This is a genomic window from Kocuria sp. ZOR0020 (genome assembly GCF_000800955.1).
In the GTDB taxonomy this organism is placed as follows: Bacteria; Actinomycetota; Actinomycetes; order Actinomycetales; family Micrococcaceae; genus Kocuria; species Kocuria subflava.
The window spans coordinates 1-362 of the sequence record NZ_JROX01000384.1 but is presented as its reverse complement, the minus strand read 5'-3'; the positions used below and the strand labels follow the sequence as shown (position 1 = coordinate 362).

The 362-nt window shown below is 26.2% G+C and carries 1 protein-coding gene; it reads left to right on the top strand.

The features are described 5' to 3' along the window. The coding region (locus L979_RS16495) for a hypothetical protein (RefSeq protein ID WP_047692854.1) at positions 1 to 362 on the top strand (362 nt) is incomplete at both ends.

Here is a 362-nt window from a genome sequence, read left to right as displayed (position 1 = left end):
AAGGCAATTTCAAAAGAAACAATAGAAAAAAGAGACAATTATGATTCGCTTCTGGGAGATTTACACACAGATTACTTAAATTTTATGTATGATAGAGCATTTAAATACTCAATAAACAAAGAAACAAATAAAGTTGAGTATGAACAAAAGTTTCATACAGTTTATTCTTTCGAAAGATATTTAAACAACATTAATCAAAAATCACTGGCAAGTTGGGCTAGAAGAAAATATGGAGAAAATATGAAAAACTTTAACACAAAAACAAATAAAATGGCATCTGATGAATATGAAAAAATCATTTATAGAAAAACTTATGGCAAAAAAGATGACGCTATAAGAGAAAAATTAAATAACGAACAACC